Source organism: Pseudomonas sp. Leaf127 (genome assembly GCF_001423155.1).
GTDB lineage: Bacteria > Pseudomonadota > Gammaproteobacteria > Pseudomonadales > Pseudomonadaceae > Aquipseudomonas > Aquipseudomonas ovata.
In genome coordinates this window covers 1-17340 of the sequence record NZ_LMOA01000003.1, presented here as the reverse complement: position 1 = coordinate 17340, position 17340 = coordinate 1, and the positions used below count along the sequence as shown (strand labels likewise).

Below are 17340 nucleotides of genomic sequence, written 5' to 3'. Positions count from 1 at the left end.
GGGAACTCCAACTTAAGGCGCTTGTCATTTTTTTAGTTGCCTGATCCATGATGACGAACTGTGCAGATATGGCCATTTAATATTGCTTTGCCATATCTACAGATCCTGCAGTGAACCGGTTCGCAAAACGACGGTGCCGCGCAAGGTTTTTTACTGCCAGGCCCGGATAATGACAGCAGGATATTTTTCATGGCTTCTGACGTTTCACAGATTCCGGACAGCGTTCAGGGCGAACGTCTGGACCACCGGATCAGGCGGATACACCGCACAGCGCAATCGAGGCAGGCATCATGCTGAAAATGACACGCAAGGCCAGCCTGGATCTGGACGAGATTTTCCAGCATTACAAGGAACTGGTCGGTGCCGAACAGGCCGAGGCCATTGTCGATGACGTGATGGCCGAGAGTCAGGCGCTGGAACGCTGCAGCGCGCTGGACACGACCCATCCCCAGAACATGCCGGCCGTACGCGAACTGGCGCTCAAGCGCTGGCCGTTCCTGACCACCTACCATGTCACACCCGGATCTATACAGATCCTGAGTTTCCTGCATCGAAACGGCCAGCCCATCAACCAGCCACTGGAGCCCAGTACCGACGTCTGGGTGCGCTCCTCGGTCGATGTCTCTGGCCTGCGTTGTTATCAGAAAACCATCGATGGGCTGACTTACAACGTGCCCCGTGGCATCAGCCGCGAGGTCCGCAGCGCGGTCTGGGTCGTGCGTATCGTGCGCGACAAGCGTGTCATATTGCAGTCGCGATTTGCCGATGCCACATTCGGCAGCACGCTGGGTGCGCTGGAAGCGGCGAGCATTCACCTCAAGCACAGTGGTCATGCGTGCCTTGAGCAAGACATCCTGCAACTTGACGAGCATGCCGCCGTGCATTGGCGCAAGCGCAGTGGGGTGGGCCTGTGTGCAGTGTCCTATGTCACCAGCAACGGACCGGGCCGTGGTGAGACGTTCTTTATCTCGACCTGGAAACGGGTTGAAAGCGGTCGGGGCCTGGACAAGTTCCGCGCCAAGCTGGTGGAAACACTGGCGTGCTCGCATGCCTTGCAACACGACCTGGCCCAAGTGCCGGAGCCGGTGCTCAAACACCTGGAAATCCAGGCTAAAAAGCTGATGGCCAGCGCGTCTTTCGAGGCGTTTGTAGAGGCTGGCAAGCGCAAGGCCGAGCGTATTGCGGTCGGCGAATATGTCGACAGCCTCAGGTAGTTCAAGAGTGCACCCAAGGAAGCCGGCCATTGGAGAATGACGCACGCCTGTGTTCAGAGCAGGATATCGCGCAAGCAAGGCAGTTCAACAAGAAGCTTGCCTGGCTGCCGCGTTTTCGCATCAGAAATCGCCTCACACCCATGGCCATTCAGGCCCTGCTGCGCATGAGCCAGTTGGCGCGCAGCCGTGGTCTGCACAGGCATGGCCTGCACGCCGAACGCAGAATCGTGACAGTGGCCGGAACGACGGTGCCGGTCAGGATCATCAGGCCCGCTGGCAAGGTCAGGGGGATCGTGCTCGATTTCCATGGTGGCGGTTGGGTGATCGGCAACGCGCAGATGAATGACGACCTCAACGCCGGCCTGGTCAAGGCCTGCGACGTGGCGGTCATTTCAGTGGATTACCGGCTTGCCGTGTCGACACCGATCGAAGGTCTGCTCCAGGACTGCCTGTGTGCTGCCCGCTGGCTGCTGGGGGACGCTCCGGAATTTGCCGGTTTACCCGTCATTGTTGTCGGCGAGTCAGCCGGTGGCCATCTGGCGGTGGCCACGTTACTGGCGTTGAAAGCGTGGCCTGACCTGCTGCGTCGGGTCAGTGCTACGGTGCTGTACTACGGGGTGTTCGACCTCAGCGGCACACCCAGTGTGCGCACCGCCGGCCCGGAGACACTGTTGCTGGACGGCCCGGGCATGGTCGAGGCGTTTCAGATGCTTACCCCTGGACTGAGCGATGCACAACGTCGACAGGCTCCGGTCTCACCGCTGTATGGCGACTTCACCGATTTCCCGCCTGCGCTGATGTTTGTTGGCGAGCTGGATCCGCTTCGCGATGACACCTTCGGCCTGGCCGAACGCTGGGCCCGGTCGGCAGAGGTTGAAATGCACAGGTTGCCGGCCGCACCGCATGGGTTCATTCATTTCCCCACGACGATGGCGAACAAGGTGCTGGCGTACACCCGTCAATGGGTGACGAAGCGGATCGGGGATTGAGCGGAGGAATCTTCAAGAGAGATTCTGTCGTGAGAGGTGCCGCCCGGCGCCTCCCACATCAAATGGACTCAAACCTTGAAGCGGCTGACCATCATCTGCAACTGACCACCCAGACGCGCCAGTTCGACGCTTGAAGCCGCCGTTTCTTCGCTGGCCGCAGCGGTCTGTTCAGACACGTCACGCACATTGACAATGCTGCGGCTGATTTCCTCGGCCACCGCGCTCTGCTGTTCGGCGGCAGCGGCGATCTGCTGGTTCATGGCCTGAATGTTGGAGACCGTCTGGGTGATGCTGCCCAGCGAATCACCGGCCTTGCGGCTCAACTCCACGCTGCTGTTGGTCAGCTCACGGCTGCCAAGCATGATGCTCGACACTTGGCGGGTGCCGCTCTGCAGGCCGGCGACCAGGCCTTCGATTTCTTCGGTCGACTGTTGGGTGCGCTGTGCCAGGCCGCGAACCTCGTCGGCCACTACGGCAAAGCCACGCCCGGCTTCGCCGGCACGTGCCGCTTCAATGGCGGCGTTGAGGGCCAGCAGGTTGGTCTGCTGGGCCACGGACTTGATGACGTCCATGACTTTGCCGATCTTGTCGCTTTCCTGTTCCAGCTCGGTCATGGCATCGGCAGAACGCTTGACCTCGGTGGCCAGGCGTTCGATCTGGGCAATCGCCTCGCCCACCACCCGATCGCCATCGCGCGCTTCACGGTCGGCGGCCGAAGCGGCTTGCGAGGCCTGTTCGGCATTGCGGGCCACTTCCTGGACGGTGGCCGACATTTCATGCATGGCCGTGGCCACCTGGTCGGTTTCGGTTTTCTGGCTGTTGACGCCGGCGCTGGTCTGCTCGGTGACGGCCGAGAGTTCTTCGGCGGCGCTGGCAATCTGGGTCACGCTGTCACGAATGCCGGTGATCAGCTCGCGCAAGGTGCTGCCCATGCGCTGGATGCCCTGTTGCAGCACACCCAGTTCGTCGCGGCGCGTCACTTCCAGGGTGCGGGTCAGGTCGCCCGAGGCAATACGCTCGACCACTTCCAGTGTCTGCTGCAGCGGGCGGGTGATCTGGCGGGTAATCAACACGGCCGCCACGATACCGAGGATCAGGGCCAGCAAGGTGCAGATGACCTGCCATTGACGGGCCTGGGCGCTTTCTATGTCACGACGGTCCAGTTGAAGCTGGTTGAGGTCTTCGTTGATCTTGACGATGTCCTGGCCCTGAGTGGTCATTTCCTTGCGTGCCTGAACGATCTGCGCATCACCTGCCTTGAAGCCTTGCAGGGCCGCACGGTAACCCAGCAGCGCGTTTTCCAGCTGCTTGACGCGTGCAGCCTGGCTGCCAGCGAAGACGCTGTTCATGCGCTCCAGCCCGTTGAGGGTCGTCTCCAGCTGGCCGAAGGCTTTTTGCTCGCCCTCAGGATTGGGAGCTGCCGCGTAGCCACGCACTTCGTAACGCACCTTGAGCAGGTCCAGGCGGGTCTGGACCATGACCTGGTATTGCTCCAGTTGTTCGGCATCACCCTGGACTTCAGCCAGGGTCTGGTCGACCAGCTCAGCAGCCTTTTGTGCCTGGATGGCCATGTCGGCCCGCGCCTGATTGCTGGTCTTGTAGCCGGTACGCATGTCGTTGAACGACTGCTGATAAGCGCTGCTGACCTGGCTCAACTGATTGAGCATCTTGAGGTTGTCGGCGCTTTTAAAGGTCTTGAGCAGGTAGTCGATCTGGCCCTTGAAGCCATCGAAGGACGCCTGCACGGTGTCGGCCACCTTTTCGTCACCGTTGGCCACCATGTACTGCAGGCGGGCAACACGCAATTTGGTCAACTGGGCATTGAGCGTGCCGATGTCGCTCATCCAGTTGCTGCGGTCAATGAGCTTGCCCAGACCGGTCCAGCTGACAAGGGCTAAAATGGCAGTAAAAACAAGCACCAGACCAAAGCCCAGCGCCAGTTTCATATTGACGCTGATATTGGAAAACCAGCTGTTCATTCGACGTTCTCCTGGAATGTCTATTCTAATGATTCGGGCCGCTGGGATTGTTTTTGTGAGGCCATCGCAAGGTATAACGCACTACGCTATCGGCGGCAGAACGTCTGGCTGTAAGGAAAAATGAGTAATTTTTTGAAAAAAGCCTGTTCTTCTTTCACCAGCCTTTCATTTGGTGCAGGCCACGTTTATAAAGGGCTCCAGGACCCTTCATAAAAACAATGCCACCGGGCCGATACCGAATGAAAAGCCGCTTGAAACTCATCTATACTTCCGTTCATCTATTCCTAGTTGACGTACGACATCGTTCTTGTTCAAGAACCTTAAAGTTCTAGAACGTTAAGACGTGTCCGTTATTTTCCCGTTCCTGATGACTGCTGAGATAAACCCTGATGAATTTGAAGTTTCGTCATAAGATCCTGTTGGCCGCCTCGGGCGTTGTGGTATTGGCCTTTGCGCTGTTCACCTTGTACAACGACTACCTGCAACGCATGACCATCCGCCAGAACCTTGAGGCCTCGGTCGGCCAGGCGGGCGAATTGACGGCCAGCAGTGTGCAGAACTGGCTGAGCGGCCGGATTCTGGCACTGGATAACCTCACACAGGACGTGGAGCGCCAAGGCATCAAGAGCAATGACCTGGGCGGTCTGGTCGGTGCGCAATCGCTGCTTTCCACTTTCCAGTTCACCTACATCGGTGACAGCGACGGTGTATTCACCCAGCGCCCGGACGCACAGATGCCGGCCGGCTATGACCCGCGCAAACGACCGTGGTACAGCTCGACGGTAGCGGCGGGCAAAACCATCATCAGCGCTCCCTACCAGGCGTCGGTAGGGGGGCTTGTCGTTACCATTGCCAGCCCGATCCGGTCCGGTGGGCAGATCAATGGCGTGGCCGGGGGGGACCTGAGCCTCGATGTCCTGGTCAAGATCATCAATTCGGTCGATTTCGGTGGCCTGGGCCATGCGGTATTGGTGAGCCGCGACGGGCAGGTGATCGTCAGTCCGGACAAGGACCAGGTCATGAAGAACCTCAAGGATCTTTATCCGGGCCAGACCCTGGCACTGGAAAAGCCCCTGCGTGAAGTGGTGCTCAATGGCCAGGCGCGGCTGCTGTCCTTTACCCCGATCACCGGCCTGCCAGGGGCTGACTGGTATATCGGGCTGTCAATCGACAAGGAAAAAGCCTATGCACCACTGAGCCAGTTCCGTCATTCGGCCTTGATTGCGGTGCTGATTGCGGTGGCCGTGATCGCTCTGCTGCTGAGCCTGCTGATCAGTGCGCTGATGCGTCCGCTGACTGATATGGGGCGTGCGATGCAGGACATTGCCGAGGGCGAGGGTGACCTGACCCGCCGCCTGAAACTGCAGGGCAATGACGAGTTTTCCGAACTGGGCGGTTCGTTCAACCGCTTTGTCGAGCGCGTCCATGCCTCGATTGCTGAAGTCTCATCGGCCACTTTGCAGGTGCATGACCTGTCACAACGGGTGGTGGAGTCGTCCAACTCGTCGATCATCGGCTTCGATGAACAGAGCGCCCGCACCAATAGCGTTGCGGCAGCCATCAACGAACTGGGGGCGGCGACCCAGGAAATTGCCCGTAATGCTTCTGATGCATCGGGCCAGGCCAGTGATGCGCGCGAGCAGGCCGAGGACGGTCGGCGTGTGGTCGAACAGACGATTCGCTCGATGAGCGAGTTGTCGAGCAAGATCAGTGGCTCATGTGTACAAATCGAGAAGCTCAACGCCAGTACCGACAACATCGGCCACATTCTCGACGTGATCAAGGGTATTTCGCAGCAAACCAACCTGTTGGCGCTCAACGCAGCGATTGAGGCCGCACGGGCCGGTGAGGCCGGGCGCGGCTTTGCGGTGGTCGCCGACGAGGTGCGCAACCTGGCGCATCGCACGCAGGAGTCGGCGGACGAAATCCACAAAATGATCGGTGAACTGCAAAGTGGTTCTCACGAAGCGGTGATCAACATGAATGAAAGCCAGGCTTCCAGCCAGAGCAGTGTCGAGGTGGCGAACCAGGCGGGCAGCCGCTTGCAGGATGTCACCCGGCGCATTGGTGAAATCGATGGCATGAACCAGTCGGTCGCTGCCGCCACTGAGGAGCAGACCGCAGTGGTAGAAACCCTCAACGTCGACATCAACCAGATCAACACTCTTAATCAGCAAGGTGTGGCCAACCTCAACGAAACCCTCAAAGACTGCGCCGCCTTGTCGCAACAGGCCGGTCGCCTCAAGCAACTGGTTGACAGCTTCAAGATCTGACGTCTTTTCAGCCCGCTGAAATGAAACGCTCCCTATCATCGGCGGCGTTTCATTTCGATGAGGGCCTGAGTGAGGGTTCATTAACCTGATCAGAACCTGAGTGCCTGCAAATAAAGGCTTTAATCGCAAATGTACGCGGAGGGTGCCTCCGCGTACATTGCGCTGTAAACTTTGCTTCTTTGTGTGTTCTTTCCTTGTGAGAAGAAATGAGCAAGCTGACCCTGTCATTTATCAAAACCGTGGAAAAACCAGGCCGCTATGCTGACGAACGTGGCCTGTTTCTGCGGGTGAGTGCCGGCGGCAGTAAAAACTGGGTGCTGCGTTACCAGCGTGACAAACGCCGGCATGACCTGGGTCTTGGCGCGTTTCCAGCCGTTTCATTGAAGGCCGCACGCCTGGCGGCCGACACGCATCGTCTGGCCCTGAGTCAGGGGATCGATCCTTTGGCGCAGCGCCAGGCCGAGCAACAAGGCATTCTGGCGGCAGCAGGCCCGGTGACTTTTCGCGAAGAAGCCGAGCGCTATATCCAGACACACCGGCAGAGCTGGAAAAACGTCCGGCATGCCCAGCAATGGACGCATTCGCTGGACGATCATGTCTATCCACGGCTGGGCGCAATGACGGTCGAGGCTATTGAGACCGACGATGTGCTGGATGTGCTAATACCCATCTGGAGCCGTATTCCTGAAACGGCTTCGCGCCTGCGTAACCGTATCGAGCTGGTGCTTGATGCGGCCAAGGCGCGCAAACTGCGCACGGGCGAAAACCCGGCCCGCTGGCGTGGCCACCTGGACAAACTGTTGCCGCGACAAAAGCGCAGCCAGATGCCATTTTCGGCCATGCCGGCTGATCGGCTGGGCGCGTTTGTCCGTGAACTGGACAGCCTGGACAGTACAGCAGCACGCGCTTGCGAGCTGATCATCCATACGGCCTGCCGCAGTGCAGAGGTGTGTGAAGCGCGCTGGGAGGAGGTCGACCTGGTCAATCGGGTCTGGAACATCGACGCCCGACGAATGAAGGCCGGCAAGCTTCATCGCGTACCGTTGGTGGAGGCCGCGCTGCAGGTACTGGAGCAACAGCGTGGCAAACACCCTTTATATGTCTTTCCCAATGCCCGCCATAGTGGTGCGCTCCCGGGCAACGCCATCCGCCGGGTCATGGCGCAATTGAATGCCGATGACTATGTGCCACATGGCTTCCGCTCCAGCTTTCGCACCTGGGCGGCCGAACACACCGATTTCCCCAGGGACGTCTGCGAAATGGCCCTGGCCCATACCCTGGGCGACAAGGTTGAAGCGGCTTATCACCGGGGTGACCTGCTGGATAAACGCCGGCAGCTCATGACCGCCTGGAGCGCCTTTATCGAGCAAGGCACCCGCCAGGTCGTCAGTCATCTGCAGCCGGAAGGTTAAGGTCCAGTTGATCGTCGTTGTGAGGCAGGTTGTCCTCTGACGTTCTGGCGCGGCTCTCGGAGTACGTGGAGGCCACCAGGCTGGAGCGGCTCTGGGGTAGCTGAGACTTGCGCATGCCGACCAGGTCATTGGGATTGAGGTACAGGTTCATCCGTGGGATGACTTCAATGCGGCTTTTCTTGTCCGGCCGTTCGGCCTGGCGTACATGGCGATCAAAATCACGCAGTTCGTGGACCTCGATCGGCTTTTCACCGGCCAGCACGAACAGCGGCAGATTGCTGTGAATCATCGCGTCGTAACGGGAACTGGCCGAGAAATACAGCATGGCCCGAGGGTGTGGCGCCACTTTCTTGTATTTGACCAAGGTGGCATGGTCCGCCAGGTTGACAATACGCCGCAGTTCAGCGCCGGCAAGGGTCTCACCGGGCGCGACATTATCGCGGTCCGACTGCTGCTCGGCAGCCTTGGCCAACAGCTCGCGTACCTTGCCGACCTCAACCCGCTCACCGCCAGTGGTGTGACCGGCCCAGGTAAAGACAATCAAGCGCGGGCAACTGTCGAAAGCCTGGGTATGACGGCCCAGCTGCTTCATGCTGAATTGATGCCCCAAGGCCTGCCGCAGAATCTTGGAGCGTGCCGTGGTGGCCAGATTCAGTTCCAGGCGGGTCTTTTCGATCATGGCCATCAGTTCGTCCTTGAGATCATTGATTTCACGGACCCAAGGCAAGACGCTGTCGCGCACGGCAAAGTAACCCGGCAAGCGCATGACCGTACCGGGTGCCTGGCCGACAACACGTTCAAACGCCGTCATGGCCTGTATGGCAGCCTCGATGGCAGCCTGTCCTTCGAGACGTTGTGCATCGATACGGTCAGGCGCCTTTTGCTCTGCCAGGACAGGCAACTTCCAGACCGTACCGTTGACCACCAGGCTGGGCCATAGTTGATTAAAGACATGAAGCTTGGAAACCAGGCGCTCATGTACGGACACGATTTCAGTAAGCATATGCTCTCCTTTTCAATACCACCCCTGAATATAGAGCCCAAGTAAAACAACACATCCTGCGCAAACCAGCCCGGGCAATCCGAAGGGGTAGAGCGGCTAGTCTCTTTTATTCGCTAGGGGTGGTATTGATTTTGATAGCTATCTATCTTTATAGATAGCTATCCTTTTGGGTAACCCCTTGCCGGGCAGACAGAGCGCTGTGATTGCACCAAAGAGATAGCTATCTAGCTATCGAAAAATGGTTTACCTGCCCAACTCTTCAACTACTTGAGGTTGTAGTGCTTTTTTAACAGCTGCTGAACAATGTCAGTTTCAGTGACGCGCTTTCCGCTCTTGGCTGACTCTTGTGCAGCCCCCATTTTCAGTGCGTTGGCAATGTCCCACCGTAAGCGAAACAGCTTCTGGATGGTCGGCTCTGGCTTGAAGGCTTCAATGGCCGGTTCCTGGGCCACAGGTTCTTCACGGACTGTCATTTTGTTCAAGGCCTTGTCGGCCTCCCCGCCTTCGAGAAAATCGTTCGGGTCCTTCTTGAAGCTTTTGATGTCTGGCTTGGACTTGATCATGCCAGTACCTCGGCAAAGAACGCGTTCATTTCCTGAATGGCGGCATGATCACGCTTGAGCTCATGAACGATCGCCCCTTCACTGATGCAGCGACGGAAAGCCACACGCTCACAGATTTTGGTCTTGAAGACACTGAATGACTGCTCTTCCAGGAAGTGCAGCATCTCACCGGTGTCCTTGGTGCGGGTATCGACTCGGGACAACAGCATCTTCACATTCAGGTCGGGGTTGTAGTCGCGTGCAAGGTCAACGACCGTCAACAAATCCGTCATTGCTGCTGCGTCAAACGAGCTGGCGCCTACGGGCACGATGACGACTTCAGCCAACAACAATGCAGAGCGCAGTCCCACCGAATCTCGGCCACCGGCATCGACAACGACGTGCTCATAAGAAGTCGCCAGCTGGCGGCCTTCCGAGTTGATGGCTTTGCCTTGCAGACAGACCGTGGTCGGGCTTGGGCTGTACTCGGGGTTATCACGGCGCCAGGCAGCCCAACTGGCAGCACTGGCTTGCGGATCGCCGTCGATCAGCAATGTCTTTCCTCGTGTTGCCAGCATGGTTGCCAGGTGCACGGCTGTGGTGGTTTTGCCAACGCCCCCTTTGGTATTGACGCATGCAAAAATAGTCACTGCGGTCTCCTTCTCGTTGCGGCAGCTATATATAGGCCGTTCTTTCGACGTGCATTATAGCTATCTATCTATATAGCTAGCTAGCTATTTTAAATGCGCTTTCCTCCGAGCGCAGGTCTTCCATTCCAGCTGTCAGCTGAGTGATTTGTGGTTGTAGGGAAAATCCGAACACTTTGAAAGATTCTGCTTTTTCGTACTGTGCGTTTTTTTCTGCTTTGCTTGTCGGTAACGTTTCTGGTGATCATGGGCAAAGTGCGGCCCCGATGCCCGCGACTGCAGTGATATGACGTCGAATGCATTGCACCTGGTGTTTTTTCATCACGCCGGCAATTCGGCAGAAAATTTTCCATGACACCTGAAAAACTCATCTGCACACCTCGTAGCAATAGCCTCAAAAGCCCCTGAGGAGAGTTTTGAGAGGTTTTACCCTTGTTTGCACATCCGTGGAGCTTAGGCATGCATTTCGTGCAACCTGCAAGCTCTCAGGAGGTTTTGGCGCTATTTCCTTTTTGCTCTGTGCTTTTGATTTTTCATCCCAGAAAAAAATCAGCTCTTCGCGTGTGTTTTTAAAATCTTTTTTTCTTGTTTTTAAAGCTTGTTTTTAAAGCTTGTTTTTAGCACCTCTGGAGGCCTTGATTTACGTGGCCTCCAGAGGTGCAACGACTACAAATTCCGGCTATACGACTACAAATTCCGGCTATGACGACTACAGATTCCAGCTGTATCGACTACAAATTTCAGCTATGACGACTACAAATTCCGGCTGTTATCCACAGGCATTCAACAATTTTTGGATCCCAATTTAAGCTAAGTGATCCTTTGCCTCGATGTCATCCCGGTAGGCTCGACAACGGTCGAAAACAAGTGGCGAAACAGGGGCTGGCTATCGACTACAAATTCCGGCTATGGCTCAACGCCTCGCCAAACGTGGCCCTCAGCCATGCCAGTGCGTCTGACAGACGCGTCCTACACGCCCTTCATGTGCTCATAACGACTACAAATTCCGGCTACTGCCAGACTTGCGGGTAACGACTACAAATTCCGGCTACCGTCGATCATGGCGCCGCAACTGAAAATCCAGGACAAACCGGTGTCGGTCATCGACTACAAATTCCGGCTATGGCTTATGGCTATTAACGACTGGATATTTCAGGCATGCACAAACCAGACGAAAAGCGGTCGCCAAGCTTGTTACTATCGACTCATCAACGCGCCCGGAGTAGTCGATGACCGCCAAAGAACCTTCGTCACTGCTGGTGACGAAAGCCAACGATCTGATCAGTGCTTCCTACCGCCTGACCCTGCAGGAACAGCGCCTGCTGCTGGCCGCGATCGCCCAGGTCGACCCGCGCAAACCGATGCCCTCCAAGATCACCGTGACCGCCGCCAGCTTTGCCGAGATCTACGGTGTGCCGATTCGTTTTGCCTATACCAATCTCAAGGAAGCGGCCGATTCCCTCTACGAGCGCGATATCCAGACGTTCGACGGCAAGAACCGCACGCGCATCCGCTGGGTGTACAAGGCGACCTATGCCGAGGGCGAGGGACGTGTGACGTTGAATTTCACGGTGGATGTGATCCCCTACCTGTCGATGCTCAACAGCAAGCTGACCTCGTACGACCTGCGCCGTGTGGCCAACCTCAATTCGATGCACAGCTTTCGGCTGTTCGAACTGATGATGCAGTTCAAGAGCACTGGCGTTCTGGTCATCGAGGTCGAGAGGCTGCGCATCCTTCTGGACCTGGGCGACAGCTACAAGCGCTTCAACAACCTGCGTCAGCGTGTCATCACGCCCTCGATCAACGAGATCATGGCCAAGTCGGGCATCTCGATTACCTACGAGACGATCACCGAAGGCAAGACCGTGAAAAGCCTTGTGTTTCGCTTTCAAGAGGCTGCCCAGTTGCGACTGTCACTGGGGGATACCTTGCAGGCACTTCCCGAAAACCCGCTGGATATCTTGAAAGATTAGTATTTAAAACAGTAAGTTGCAGAATTAAAAGATAGCTATATATCTAGATAGCTATCTATATTTTTCGTTATTGCCATAGCCGGAATTTGTAGTCGATGCACCGCTCCGGTTCACCTGCGACGTCGGTTTTGGTGTCGGCCATGCCGATTCGGCTGCCTTGCCTGGTAAACCGGTCCTGTAGAGCCCAGGCATCGGCACATCGCTTTTTACGGGGGCTGCACGTCATTTTTCGCGCAACTGCGTGCTGACCCGTATAGATAGATAGCTATATAGATAGCTGTTTTTTTTGCCTGTCACTTGAAACCAAAGGCCGAAACATTATGTAGCCGGAATTTGTAGTCGATAGCATTGGCCGCTCTGAGCTTGAACATGCACCTGAGCGATCAGGCAAGAAACGTCTTGCGCGATATAAAGGCCGCAACGGATCCAGTCAGTGCCGACGAGCGGCAGAGGGCTGGCAGGTACTTGTCGACAGGCTGCATCGTGACCGTACGCTCAGCGATGAAGCCTTCGTCAACAGGTTCAAGATCAGGCTGTTGGAGCCGATGATATAGGTGTGTGGGCCGGCCTTGAGCAGTTCGTCTGCCAAAGTGCTAGCATCCGCGGCATCAAGCTTGCGTGATGCGATGCCGGCCTGTTGGCCAGCAGCCCTTTTCCTATCGTGACTTTCTCTCCTGGACGCCATGCGACTCTTTTTTGATCCCAAGCGAGACATCGATGCAGCACTGCTGCGCTACCGTCGTCTTTTCGGGGTGCTTGCCCTGTTCAGCGGGGTGATCAACCTGCTGATGCTGGTGCCTTCTGTTTATATGATGCAGGTCTTCGACCGTGTCCTGACCAGCCGTAACGAAACCACGCTGCTGATGTTGAGCCTGATCCTGCTCATCTTCTTTGCGGTCAGTTGCGCCCTGGAGTGGGTGCGTGGCCAGGTCATGATCAAGATGAGCGCGGGTCTGGACACGCAGCTGGGTGAACGGGTCTTTGACGCCGCCTTTCAGCGCAGCCTCAAGGAAAACAGTAGCAACCCGGCCCAGGTCCTGAGCGATCTGAACAGCATTCGCCAGTTCGTCACCGGGCCTGCGTTGATTGCGCTGTTCGATGCGCCGTGGCTGCCGATCTACGTCATTGCGACCTTTCTGTTTCACCCTCTGCTCGGTGTGTTCACGGTCATCGGTTCGCTGATCCTGGCCGGGCTTGCAATCTGGAACGAGCTGACCACGCGCAAGAGCATGAGCGAGGCCAACCGCTTGTCGGTGGCGTCTTCGAGCTATGTGAACGGTACCTTGCAGAACGCTGAGGTCATTCAGGCCATGGGCATGCTCCAGCCCTTGCGTCGTCGCTGGTACAACGTCCAGCAACAGGTCATCACCGAACAGGGCGAGGCCAGCGACCGCAGTTCACGCATTGCGGCGATTTCGCGTTTTATTCGCATGACCTGGCAATCCCTGGCCCTGGGCCTGGGCGCGATACTGGTGATCGAGAATCAGATTTCGGCCGGGGTCATGATTGCCGTCTCCGTCCTGCTTGGGCGTGCGATGGCGCCGGCCGAGGCGCTGATCGGCTCGTGGAAGCAGATGGGCAATGCCAAAAGCAGCTATGAACGCTTGAACCGCCTGCTCAATGAATTCCCCAAGGACACCGCACGCATGCCGCTGCCGGCGCCCAGCGGTGCCCTGAGCATCGACAAGCTGGTGATCACCCCGCCCGGCCTGCAGCGCCCGGCCGTCAACGGTGTGACCTTCAAGCTGGCCAAGGGCGAAGTGCTGGCAATCATCGGCCCGAGCGCCTCGGGCAAATCATCCCTGGCGCGCGCCATGGTCGGCATCTGGCCGGCCAGCCACGGTTCGGTGCGCCTGGACAATGCCGAAGTCAGCCAGTGGTCGCGCGAGGCGCTGGGGCCTCACCTGGGCTACCTGCCACAGGACATCGAGCTGTTCGACGGCACGATTGCCGAAAACATCGCCCGCTTTGGCGCAGTGGACTCCGACAAAGTCATTGAGGCCGCGCAGATGGCCGGCATCCACGAAATGATCCTGCACTTCCCCAAAGGCTACGATGCCTTGCTGGGCACGGGGGGGCTGGGTCTGTCAGGCGGCCAGAAACAACGTGTCGCCCTGGCCCGTGCGCTCTATGACACCCCTTCGCTTGTGGTGCTCGATGAGCCCAACTCCAACCTCGATGACGCCGGTGAGGCTGCACTGGTGCAGGCAGTGCGCAAGCTCAAGGACAAAGGCAGCACCGTGGTGCTGGTGACCCACAGGCCGAACATCCTGGGGGTGGTCGACAAACTGCTGTTTCTCAAGGAAGGCGTTCAGCAACTGTTCGGCCCACGCGATCAGGTGATGAAAACCCTGATGCCGGCGGCGGCGCCCAAAGCGGTCGCGCCTGCCAGTGCACCCGACAGCAACCCGGAAACCAGCAATCAAAAAGCCTGAGGCATCCATGCAAGCCAGTCAGAACGACCTGTCCACCCCGGTCTCCAAACCCGATGCCGATGCCAATAACATCGCCCGCGTCGGTATGTGGTGCCTGCTGCTGGGCCTGGGCGGCTTTTTTCTCTGGGCCGGTTTTGCACCGCTCGACCGGGGCGTGGTGGGCAGTGGCTCGGTGGTGGTGTCCGGCGAGCGCAAGACAGTGCAATCACGCAGCGGCGGCATGATCGAGCGCATCCTGGTGCGTGAAGGCGACCAGGTGCAGCAAGGTCAGGTGGTGGTACAGCTCAACACCGTGCAGGCCAAGTCGCAGCTTGATGTCGCCATCGGCCAATGGCTGAGTGCACGGGCCGTTGAAGAGCGGCTGATGGCCGAGCGTCTGGACCGTGACCATATTCAATGGTCGCCCGACCTGCTGGCCCGCGCCGACGACCCGCGGGCGCGAGCGTCCATGGAACTGCAAGGCTACCTGTTCGCCACACGCCGTGCCGAGCTGGCCAGCCGCTTGCAGATCAACCAGCACGAAATCGCTTCGCTGAACGAACAACTGGCCGGTTACGAAGAGATCAAGCGCAACCACTCGGCACAGCTGCAATTTCAGCAGCAGGAACTCAAGGGCCTGCGTGAGCTGGCCCGCGAAGGCTATCTGCCGCGCAACCGCCTGTTCGAGGCCGAGAGCAATGCTGCACAATTGAGCGCACAACTGGCCGCGACGATTTCCGACATCGGCCGCACTCGCCAGGGCATCAATGAAAGCAAGCTCAAGACCCTGCAGCAGGGTCAGTTGTTTCGCAGCGATGCCGAATCGCAACTGACCCAGGTCTCAGGCCAGAGCTCAAGCCTGGCCGACCAGATCAAGGCTCTGGAATTTGAACTCAACAGTGCCGCTGTCGTGGCACCGGTCGCCGGTCAGGTGATGAGCCTGGCCGTGCACACCGTTGGCGGTATCGCCCAGCCCGGCCAGCGACTGATGGACATCGTGCCGCAAGGGTCCAGTTGGGTGGTCAAGGCGCAATTCCCGCCCATGATGGCCGACCGGCTCAAGCCCGGGCTGGTCGTGGACCTGCGCTTTGGTTCGTTGCAACGCGTACACACCCCGGTCATTGTCGGCAAGGTCCAGACCGTATCGCCAGACCAGTTGATCGATGAGCACACCAACTCGCCGTATTTCTCGGTGGAGGTCTCGGTCAATCCTGAGCAAGTCGAAGAGCTGCACAACCTGGGCCTGGACATCAAGCCGGGCATGCAGGCCGAGGTACTGGTCAAGACCGGTGAACGCACCCTGGCCAACTATCTGATGCAGCCGATCGCCGAGCGTATGGCCGGCGCCTTCAAGGAAGAATGACCGTGCGCCTGCCTGTCGCTGTATTTGCCCTGCTGTTCTCCTGCCACCTGATGGCGGCTGACGATCAACTGTCGCTGGTGGCCTTGTATGACGCCTCGCGCCTGAACGATGCGGCCTACCAGGTGGCCAACCATGATTACGAAGCCTCGCGCCAGGAAGAAGCGATCGGTCGCAGTGGCCTGTTGCCCCAGGTGGCGATCAATTCACGTTATGGCCATGGTGGCAAATTCAACAAGGAGTCGGCGGCTAATAGCGGCGAAGACCAGTTTGCCTCCGACAGCATTGCCCTGACGGTCAGCCAGCCGCTGTTCGACAAAGGCCGCTGGGCGGCCTACGAGCAGGCCAAGGCCCGTGCCCGGCTGGGAGAGTTCCAGCACGACAACGCCGGACAAGCGCTGTACGACCGGGTGGTACAGGCCTATTTCGATGTGGCACAGGTCGAAAACGAACTGAAACTGACCTCCCAGCAGAAAGCGTCCATTGCCGCCCTGGCCAAACAGTCCAAGCGCCTGTTCGAGGCCGGCGAAGGCACCATCACTGACCTTGAAGAAGCCCAGGCCCGGCTTGATGCCATCAGCGCCCAGGAAATCGAAGCCCAGGCCCGGCGCCGCGCCGCCTTGCGCAAACTCTCCGGCCGGGCCGGCCTGCCCGTGAACGATATTCAGCCCATGCAGGAGCCTTCGCCGGCCAACGCCCTGCTGGCGCCTGAGGAAGACCTCGATTACTGGATGCTCAAGGCCGATCAGGCCGCCGCCGAACTGGGCGTCAGCCGGGCCACGATCAAGGTGGCCGAAGCCAACCTGAAACTGCAGAAGTCCGGACACTACCCGACCGTCGCCCTGAGCGGACGCATGGCGCGAGTCGACCAGAGCGACATCAACGAGTTGTCCCAGCGACAGTCGACTTACTACGTGGGGGTGGTGGTCGACATTCCGCTGTACCAGGGCGGTGGCGTCAGTGCCTCGTCGGAAAAGGCCCGCTCGGCCCTGGAAAGCGCCCGTTCCAGCTATGACGCGCAACTGCAGCAGTTGACCGAAGATGTCGAGGCCAACTACCTGGGCGTGGTTGCCGGCTTCGAGAAAATCCGTGCGCTGATCACTGCCGTGCGCTCCAGCCAGGTCGCCCTGACTTCAGCTGAAAAGGGCTACCAGGCCGGCGTGCGCTCCACCCTGGACATCCTCGATGCTCAGCAACGCCTGTTCTCGGCCCGGCGCGACCTGCTCGACACCCGCCTGGCAGTGTTGCAAAGCTACGTCAACCTGCACACCCGCACCGGCCAGATGACCCGCAGCAAACTGGAAAAGGTGCAGGGGCTGTTCTGAAACAACCGCCTGATGTACAGGCGGTTGCTGTTGTGGCCGTCCCCGCGCGCTCATCAAACATAAAATAACTTATTGATTTTMTTGGCTATAAAATTCACACCYGTAGGAGCCCGCTTGCCGGCGACCGAGTGCGCAGCGCTCGCAGAAATCTGCGAAACGCCGCAAATTTACGACTGCTACGCAGCCGGTCGCCGGCAAGACGGATG

12 protein-coding genes and 1 pseudogene are annotated in these 17340 nt (G+C 58.3%); 9 read left to right on the top strand and 4 right to left on the bottom strand.

From position 1 onward, the window contains the following. Positions 1–290: 290 nt before the first annotated feature. Both ASF84_RS04530 and ASF84_RS04525 read left to right on the top strand, forming a co-directional pair. Positions 291–1214: a type II toxin-antitoxin system RelE/ParE family toxin gene (locus ASF84_RS04530; protein WP_236709365.1), complete on the top strand. Its 924-nt coding sequence runs from the start codon at positions 291–293 to the stop codon at positions 1212–1214. 140 nt (positions 1215–1354) lie between these two features. Next, on the top strand, positions 1355–2203 hold the full coding sequence (locus tag ASF84_RS04525) for an alpha/beta hydrolase (protein WP_082481352.1): 849 nt from the start codon (positions 1355–1357) through the stop codon (positions 2201–2203). Between the two features lie 68 nt (positions 2204–2271). Here the strand turns inward: ASF84_RS04525 and ASF84_RS04520 are convergent, their stop codons facing one another. After that, a complete protein-coding gene (locus tag ASF84_RS04520) occupies positions 2272–4047 on the bottom strand; it encodes a methyl-accepting chemotaxis protein (protein WP_442963019.1) in 1776 nt (591 codons plus the stop codon). A gap of 524 nt (positions 4048–4571) precedes the next feature. Between ASF84_RS04520 and ASF84_RS30080 the strand changes: the two are divergent. The 3 genes and pseudogenes from ASF84_RS30080 to ASF84_RS04510 form a co-directional block, all read left to right on the top strand. Then, positions 4572–5549: pseudogene (locus ASF84_RS30080) on the top strand (cache domain-containing protein); the annotation flags it as partial. Positions 5550–5645: 96 nt separating this feature from the next. After that, positions 5646–6455 carry a methyl-accepting chemotaxis protein gene (locus ASF84_RS30075; RefSeq protein ID WP_442963018.1) on the top strand — a complete coding sequence of 270 codons (810 nt, stop codon included), beginning with the start codon at positions 5646–5648 and terminating at the stop codon, positions 6453–6455. A 206-nt stretch (positions 6456–6661) separates the two neighbouring features. Next, positions 6662–7867, top strand: coding sequence for a tyrosine-type recombinase/integrase (locus ASF84_RS04510; protein WP_056835697.1), 1206 nt, complete (start codon positions 6662–6664; stop codon positions 7865–7867). On the opposite strand, the gene ASF84_RS04505 is transcribed toward ASF84_RS04510, so the two are convergent. The 3 genes from ASF84_RS04505 to ASF84_RS04495 form a co-directional block, all read right to left on the bottom strand. Continuing rightward, entirely contained in the window at positions 7842–8870 is a 1029-nt protein-coding gene (locus ASF84_RS04505; protein WP_056835695.1) for a DNA replication terminus site-binding protein, read from the bottom strand. The genes ASF84_RS04510 and ASF84_RS04505 overlap by 26 nt on opposite strands. A 263-nt stretch (positions 8871–9133) precedes the next feature. Next, a complete protein-coding gene (locus tag ASF84_RS04500; protein ID WP_056835694.1) occupies positions 9134–9433 on the bottom strand; it encodes a hypothetical protein in 300 nt (99 codons plus the stop codon). Continuing rightward, entirely contained in the window at positions 9430–10062 is a 633-nt protein-coding gene (locus ASF84_RS04495) for an AAA family ATPase (protein WP_056835692.1), read from the bottom strand. Before ASF84_RS04495 ends, ASF84_RS04500 begins: the two co-directional genes overlap by 4 nt. Positions 10063–11288: 1226 nt before the next feature. On the opposite strand from ASF84_RS04495, the gene ASF84_RS04490 reads away from it, so the two are divergent. From ASF84_RS04490 to ASF84_RS04475, 4 genes are all read left to right on the top strand, one after another. Continuing rightward, the gene (locus ASF84_RS04490; RefSeq protein WP_056835690.1) at positions 11289–12035 is read left to right on the top strand and encodes a replication initiation protein; all 747 of its coding nucleotides are present in this window, start codon (positions 11289–11291) and stop codon (positions 12033–12035) included. A 683-nt stretch (positions 12036–12718) separates the two neighbouring features. Beyond that, positions 12719–14470, top strand: a complete 1752-nt coding sequence (locus ASF84_RS04485) for a type I secretion system permease/ATPase (RefSeq protein ID WP_056835689.1) — start codon at positions 12719–12721, stop codon at positions 14468–14470. A 7-nt stretch (positions 14471–14477) separates the two neighbouring features. Continuing rightward, on the top strand, positions 14478–15812 hold the full coding sequence (locus ASF84_RS04480; RefSeq protein ID WP_056835686.1) for an HlyD family type I secretion periplasmic adaptor subunit: 1335 nt from the start codon (positions 14478–14480) through the stop codon (positions 15810–15812). Then, on the top strand, positions 15809–17134 hold the full coding sequence (locus ASF84_RS04475; RefSeq protein ID WP_056835684.1) for a TolC family outer membrane protein: 1326 nt from the start codon (positions 15809–15811) through the stop codon (positions 17132–17134). Before ASF84_RS04480 ends, ASF84_RS04475 begins: the two co-directional genes overlap by 4 nt. The last annotated feature ends 206 nt before the right edge of the window (positions 17135–17340 follow it).

Coding starts and splice junctions, on each gene's coding strand:
- ASF84_RS04485 (WP_056835689.1), top strand. CDS start 12,719: ATGCGACTCTTTTTTGATCCCAAGCGAGACATCGATGCAGCACTGCTG.
- ASF84_RS04475 (WP_056835684.1), top strand. CDS start 15,809: ATGACCGTGCGCCTGCCTGTCGCTGTATTTGCCCTGCTGTTCTCCTGC.
- ASF84_RS04520 (WP_442963019.1), bottom strand. CDS start 4,047: ATGAGCGACATCGGCACGCTCAATGCCCAGTTGACCAAATTGCGTGTT.
- ASF84_RS04500 (WP_056835694.1), bottom strand. CDS start 9,433: ATGATCAAGTCCAAGCCAGACATCAAAAGCTTCAAGAAGGACCCGAAC.
- ASF84_RS04490 (WP_056835690.1), top strand. CDS start 11,289: ATGACCGCCAAAGAACCTTCGTCACTGCTGGTGACGAAAGCCAACGAT.
- ASF84_RS04510 (WP_056835697.1), top strand. CDS start 6,662: ATGAGCAAGCTGACCCTGTCATTTATCAAAACCGTGGAAAAACCAGGC.
- ASF84_RS04480 (WP_056835686.1), top strand. CDS start 14,478: ATGCAAGCCAGTCAGAACGACCTGTCCACCCCGGTCTCCAAACCCGAT.
- ASF84_RS04530 (WP_236709365.1), top strand. CDS start 291: ATGCTGAAAATGACACGCAAGGCCAGCCTGGATCTGGACGAGATTTTC.
- ASF84_RS04505 (WP_056835695.1), bottom strand. CDS start 8,870: ATGCTTACTGAAATCGTGTCCGTACATGAGCGCCTGGTTTCCAAGCTT.
- ASF84_RS04525 (WP_082481352.1), top strand. CDS start 1,355: ATGGCCATTCAGGCCCTGCTGCGCATGAGCCAGTTGGCGCGCAGCCGT.